Below are 6,194 nucleotides of genomic sequence, written 5' to 3' on the forward strand. Positions count from 1 at the left end.
GGCAGGGACCGGGGCAGGGGGAGCGGGAGCACTGCTGAGGATCGTGTTGACCCACCGCGTGGACGGGTCGATGTCGATCAGCAGCGCCTTCGCCATCAGTGTCAGCGGGATGGCCAGAATCGCGCCGAGAGGCCCGAGGATCCACGTCCAGAGCACCAGTGACAGGAACGTGAACGTCACGGACAGGCCCACCGCGTCGCCGACGAACTTCGGCTGGATCACGGACTGGATGATGACGTTGATGACGCTGTACAGGACGATGACGACGAGCATCAGTTCCGGACCACCCTGCAGCAGCGCCAGCAGTGCCGGTGGAACGAGCCCGAGGACGAAACCGACGTTCGGGATGTAGTTGGTGATGAACGACAGCAGTCCCCACAGGATCGGCAACGGAATCCCCAGCGCCCACAGTGCCCCGGTGTCGATGACGGCGACGATCAGCCCGAAGACGGTGGACACGATCAGGTACTTGCGGGTGCCGACCGAGAACGCGGAGAGGGCGGTGGCGATGTCGGGGCGCATCCGCGTCACGATGCGCATCCGCGAACCGTAGGTGCTTCCGTCGACCGCCATGAACAGCAGGAGGGCGAGGATGAACAGCAGATTCGAGAAGATGCCCAGCATGGCCTGCAGGATCCCCTCCACGAGACCGAACACCTTGCTGTAATCCACCTGGGAGAGCAAGGTCTGGGCGTCGGCGGAGTTCACGCCGTTACTGTTCAGAAAGCTCTGGGCGCTGTCGATGAGGGCCGTGAAGTCGTCCGCGTACTCCGGTAGAAGCGTGGCGAGCTGGGCGACCGACAGGGCCAGCGACAGCACGAGGACGAGGATGATGCCGTTGACGACCAGGATCGCCGCGATCGTCGCGAGCCATCCCGGGACACGCTTCCGGTGAAGCCATTCGGGCAGCGGGTGAACCGCGACGGTCAGCATGAGAGCAAGGAAGATCGGCCCGACGATCGACGCAGCCACCTGGATTCCCGCCACGGTGACGACGAGCGCGGCCAGCCCGAGAATCACGATCAGCCCCCGCGGCATCGACCACTGAGAAGCCGGCGCCGTGCCGGATACGTCCTGCGGATCGGTCATCGCGTGTCCCTTCGCAACAATCGGCCGGCCAACCGGGATGCCCCGAATCGACTCTTGCACCCGGCCGACGACGACACATCATCCGTTGCAGATGAGGATCACCCGGTGCGGATGATGCCGATGCCATCGCGAAGTCGCACGATTCCACTGTTCGAGCACATCCTTTCGAGAAGGGCATGGACATGACGACACATCCGGAGTCCAGGACCAACAGCCCTGTCAAACAGGGTTTTGCCGCGGGAACGTCGCTGGCAGCGGCGATATTGCTGCTGACCGTCGGCGTGATCTCCTTCTTCCAGGGCATCGCCGCAGTCGCCTCCGACGACCTGCTGGTCATCGGCGTCGAGTACACCTACCAGTTCGACACCACCGCGTGGGGATGGATCCACATCGTTCTCGGCGTCGTTCTGGTCATCAGCGCGATCGGCCTCATGACGGGCGCCACCTGGGCCCGTGTCGTGGCCGTCTGCATCGCCGCGCTGTCGATCCTCGCGAACTTCCTCTGGCTGCCCTACTACCCGCTGTGGTCGATTCTGATCATCGCGCTCGACGTCGTCGTGATCTGGGCGGTCACCACCTGGGACACCGCCAGGGACTAGGACGATGACGACGTGGTGAGCTCCGCGACCGGCACCTGGCCGGTATTCGGCTCGCTGCAGGAGTATCGGAAAGGATGGGTCAGGCCCGACGTGATCGCGGGCCTGACCGTGTGGGCCGTGCTGGTCCCGGAGGCCCTGGCCTACGCGACCATCGCGGGAGTTCCCCCTGTCGTCGGTCTGTACGCGGCGATACCCGCCCTGATTCTTTACGCGGCGGCCGGCAGTTCCCGGCATCTGGTGGTCGGGCCGATGTCGGCGACGGCCGCCCTGTCGGCTGCCATCGTCGCGCCGCTCGCCGGGGCGGACGGCGGCAAGTACGCCGCCCTGACAGCAGTGCTGGCGATTGCCACCGGCATCGCCGGGCTGCTGGCGGGGCTCCTCCGTCTGGGCTTCATCGCGTCGTTCATCTCGGAGCCGGTGCTGAAGGGCTTCATCGTCGGGCTGGCTCTGACCATCATCATCGGGCAGGTTCCTGCCCTCTTCGGCGTGGAGAAGGAGCACGGCAACTTCTTCGAACAGGCCTGGGGAGTCATCACCCACCTGGGCGACATCGACTGGGGCACACTCGCCGTCGGTGTCCTCAGTCTCGTCGTGGTTCTCGGATTCAAGCGGTGGCTGCCGCTCGTCCCCGGTTCGCTGCTGGCCGTCCTCCTCGGGATCGCCGCGGTCGCCGTGTTCGGTTTGGACGGTCGAGGTGTCGACATCGTCGGTCACATCGACTCCGGTCTGCCGTCGGTGGGACTGCCGGACGGTGTCGGATTCGACGACTACATCGACCTTCTCGGCCCCGCAGTGGGCGTGCTGCTCATCGGGTTCGCGGAAGGGCTCGGTGCCGCGAAGACGTACGCCGCGAAAGAGGGCTACGAGGTGGACGCCAACCGGGAACTCCTCGGCCTCGGCACAGCCAATCTCGGCTCCGGGCTGTGCTCGGGAATGGTGGTGAACGGGAGCCTCTCCAAGACGGCGGTCAACGGCGGGGCCGGTGCCAAATCGCAGGTCAGCGGTCTCGTCGTCGCGGTCCTCACCGTGGTGACCCTGCTGTTCCTCACCGGACTGTTCGAGAAACTCCCCGAGGCGACGCTCGCCGCGGTGGTCATCGCCGCCGTCATCGAACTCGTGGACATCTCCGCGCTGCGCCGTCTCTACGGGGTGTGGACCGAAAGGCTCGGCAGCATCTACGGATACGCCGCGCGTGCCGATTTCGCGGCCGCCCTCGCCGCGATGGTGGGCGTGCTCCTGTTCGACACCCTGCCCGGACTCGTCATCGGCATCGGCGTGTCGATGCTGTTGCTGCTCTACCGGGCGTCGCGTCCCCACGTCGCGGCGCTCGCGAAGGAAGGGTCGCTGTGGGTGGATGCCGAGCGTCACCCCGACCTCCCGACCACACCGCACGTGGTCGTGGTGCGCGTCGAGGCGGGACTGTTCTTCGCGAACGCCGATCACGTCAAGGACCGCATCGAGGACCTGTGCACCGACGACACGCGAGTGGTGGTCCTCGACGCCGAGACGTCGCCGTTCATCGACGTCAGTGCCGCGCAGATGCTCGTGCAGTTGCGGGATGTGCTCGCGCGCCGGGGAATCGAGCTACGCGTGGCGCGGGACATCGGGCAGTTCCGGGACGCGATTCGACACTCGGGTTCGGACTCGGCCCCCGTCGACCTCTATCCGACCGTGCGTGAGGCACTCGCGGAACCGGACCGACAGTAGGCGCTGCGCGCCCGTGAGTGGTTGACGAGTCTCTGGACTCGCAGACCACGCACGGGCGGCGGAGCCGCCCATGACAGGAGACAGTAGTGAGTGGAGAATTGCAGGAACTCGCCGCGAAGGCGTGGGTGTATGGATTTCCGCTGGTGTTCGACCTCGACCAGGTGAACCGCTTCGTGTCGGAGGGGATGGGGAGCCTCGACGCGGGACCCTTCAACACCTTCAGCCACGCCCGCACACTCGCGGGGCCGCAGGACACGTTCGTCTCGGTCAACAACGACACCATCTACTCGATCGCCCAGATCGATCTCGGCCACGGACCGCAATTGCTGCGAGTCCCGGACGCCGGTGGCGCGTACTACGTGCTGCAATTCGTCGATGCGTGGACCGACAACTTCGCGTACGTCGGCAAACGCGCGACGGGTACCGCGGCCGGCCGTTTCCTGCTGACCGGTCCCGGGTGGTCCGGTGAGGTCCCCGACGGCGCGACGCAGATCGCGTTCCCGACCGCGGTGGGCACCATTATCGGCCGCTGGGCCTGCGACAGTGAGGCAGACCTGGAGCGGGTGAAGCGACTGCAGTCGGCCCTGACCTTGGAACCCGTCGGCGACCAGGAACCGGCGGAGGGCCTGCCGATACCCGACCCGAACGTCCCCGAGGAACTTCAGTTCTGGGAGAAGCTGCGGGTGTACTCGCAGGCGTACCCTCCTTCCGCGCAGGACCTCGTCGCGCAGCAGGCGTTCGCCCCGCTCGGGTTGCTCGAGACCGGGCCGTCGCCGTACCTCGAGGCGCCGCCGGACCTCGCGTCCATGCTCACGGCCGGAGCCGAGGCCGGGCGCCAATCGCTGACGACCGCGCTGAAATCGGGCGCAGGTGGCGAGGTGGTCAACGGCTGGCAGTTGATGTACCACGCCTTCGACTACAACGACGACTACTTCGAGATCGGCACCCTCGACTCAACCGAGTGGCGCATCGAGGACCGCTCGAAGGCGCTGGGACTGCGGGCCGGCGCCGCGATGGCGGGACTGTGGGGAAACCACGGCTACGAGGCCGCGTACGCGCCGATCTACCACGACAGCGAAGGCAACGAACTGTCGGGCGAACACACCTACACACTCACGTTCGCGCCGACCCCGCCGGTCGACGCGTTCTGGTCGATCACCATGTACGACCTTCCGGAGTTCTACCTCGTCGACAATCCGATCGACCGCTATTCGATCGGTGACCGCACGCCGGGACTGGTGTTCGCGGACGACGGTTCGCTGACCATCACGCTCAGCGCCGTCGCCCCGACCGATCCGGTGGCCCGCGCCAACTGGTTGCCGACACCGGCAGTCGGGTTCCGGCCGCTGCTCCGGATGTACAGCCCGAAGCCGGAGGTGTTCGACGGAACGTTCGAGATCCCGCCGTTCGTGAGGACCAGGTGATCAGGGGGCGCTGGTGAGCGATCCGATCTGGCTGCTCGTTCCCGACATGATCGGTCTGGTTCACAGCGTCCCGTCCTCTCTCCGATGATCCCGAGTCGGCGGTAGTGTTCGTGCCGATTCGAGGGGGGATCGAGTGAAGAAAGTTGCCGCGGCGCTCCTGTGCGCCGTGTTCACGTCCGGATGTGCGCACAGCGTGTCGGGGACTGCGGGGGCGTCGCCGCTGCAGGAACTGACGCCGGAGCAGCAACGGCAGGTCCACGTCGAGGACGCACTCCGCGACGCCGATCCGTGCGGACTGCTCGACGAGGCGGTCGTGCGGGGCGCCGGGACAGTCCAGCAGTACGGGTCCGCCGTCCAACTGCCGGTGTGTTCGGCGCTGATGGTCCGGCCCGGCGGCGCGACCACGTACGTGGAGTTGTCCCTGCTGCCGTCGATGCTGTCGGATGCGGCGCTGACCGGGCTTGAGACGGTCGACGGCGTGACCGTCTATCGAGGCGCGGGCGCCGACCTGGCCCGCGGGACGTGCGAGCGCGTCTTCCAGTTGAACGTCCTCGAGGAACAGTTGAAACCGCCGCTCGCGTCCGTCCGCGCCGGAACCGTCGCCGGCCAGGACGCCTGCCCGCTCGCCGACGCGGTGCTCGGCTCGGCGATCGACAGGATGCGGTCGGAACTGCCCGCTCGCGACCCAACGTCCCCGCGTCAGGTGGCGCTCGCGGTCCACGACCCGTGCGAAGTGCTCGACGTGCTGGGGACCACAGCGGGCGGACGCGTCGTCGATCCGGAATCACCGCCCACCCCGTTCGACTGCGTCCTGTTTCCGAACCCGAATCGGGTGCCCGGGAGCGAGGTGACCGTGTCGTTCACGATGTCGCCGGTCAAGGAAAACCGACCACCCGTTCCCGCCGAGCCGGAGACAGTCGGCGACCGATGCCGGTGGACGAGCCCGATGGGTGAGCCGATCGACGTCACACGGCCCGGAGCGGTGGTCGACGAGTTCACCCGAAGGCTCGGTCACGCGGGTGCAGTCGTCACTGTTCACGGGCCGAACTGCGCGGCCGTGGCGAGGGTCGCGGACGCCGCGAACACGGCGTTCGGATAGGCGGCCGAACGGACTCACCCGGGATCAGATTGGACTCCGCCGGTAAGCTCGACAGCTGGACCAGTACAGATTCATCGACCTGGAGGTAGAAACGCGTGGCTCTCGTCGTCCAGAAGTACGGCGGATCCTCGGTGGCAACCGCCGAGAGAATCCGACGAGTGGCTGAACGGATCGTCGAGACCAAGAAGGCCGGCAACGATGTCGTCGTCGTGGTTTCAGCGATGGGGGACACCACTGATGAGCTGCTCGATCTGGCTCAGCAGGTGTGCCCAGCCC

Annotated in this window: 5 protein-coding genes and 1 pseudogene; 5 read left to right on the forward strand and 1 reads right to left on the reverse strand. The window is 66.7% G+C overall.

The window, feature by feature from the left end; all coding sequences use genetic code 11:
• On the reverse strand, positions 1–1,089 hold a 1,089-nt coding region (locus tag G9373_RS44290), incomplete at its 3' end, for an AI-2E family transporter (RefSeq protein WP_064080933.1).
• 176 nt (positions 1,090–1,265) lie between these two features.
• On the opposite strand from G9373_RS44290, the gene G9373_RS44295 reads away from it, so the two are divergent.
• The 5 genes and pseudogenes from G9373_RS44295 to G9373_RS44315 all read left to right on the forward strand — a co-directional run.
• Positions 1,266–1,688: a hypothetical protein gene (locus tag G9373_RS44295; protein ID WP_005253445.1), complete on the forward strand. Its 423-nt coding sequence runs from the start codon at positions 1,266–1,268 to the stop codon at positions 1,686–1,688.
• Positions 1,689–1,700: 12 nt separating this feature from the next.
• On the forward strand, positions 1,701–3,395 hold the full coding sequence (locus G9373_RS44300; protein WP_167121146.1) for a SulP family inorganic anion transporter: 1,695 nt from the start codon (positions 1,701–1,703) through the stop codon (positions 3,393–3,395).
• 86 nt (positions 3,396–3,481) lie between these two features.
• Positions 3,482–4,819 (forward strand): DUF1254 domain-containing protein, encoded by a 1,338-nt coding sequence (locus G9373_RS44305; protein ID WP_167121148.1) that lies wholly within the window; start codon positions 3,482–3,484, stop codon positions 4,817–4,819.
• A gap of 133 nt (positions 4,820–4,952) precedes the next feature.
• On the forward strand, positions 4,953–5,918 hold the full coding sequence (locus G9373_RS44310) for a hypothetical protein (RefSeq protein WP_167121150.1): 966 nt from the start codon (positions 4,953–4,955) through the stop codon (positions 5,916–5,918).
• A 95-nt stretch (positions 5,919–6,013) separates the two neighbouring features.
• Positions 6,014–6,194: pseudogene (locus G9373_RS44315) on the forward strand (aspartate kinase); the annotation flags it as partial.

It is taken from the genome of Rhodococcus sp. A14 (assembly GCF_011603105.1).
GTDB lineage: Bacteria > Actinomycetota > Actinomycetes > Mycobacteriales > Mycobacteriaceae > Rhodococcus_F > Rhodococcus_F opacus.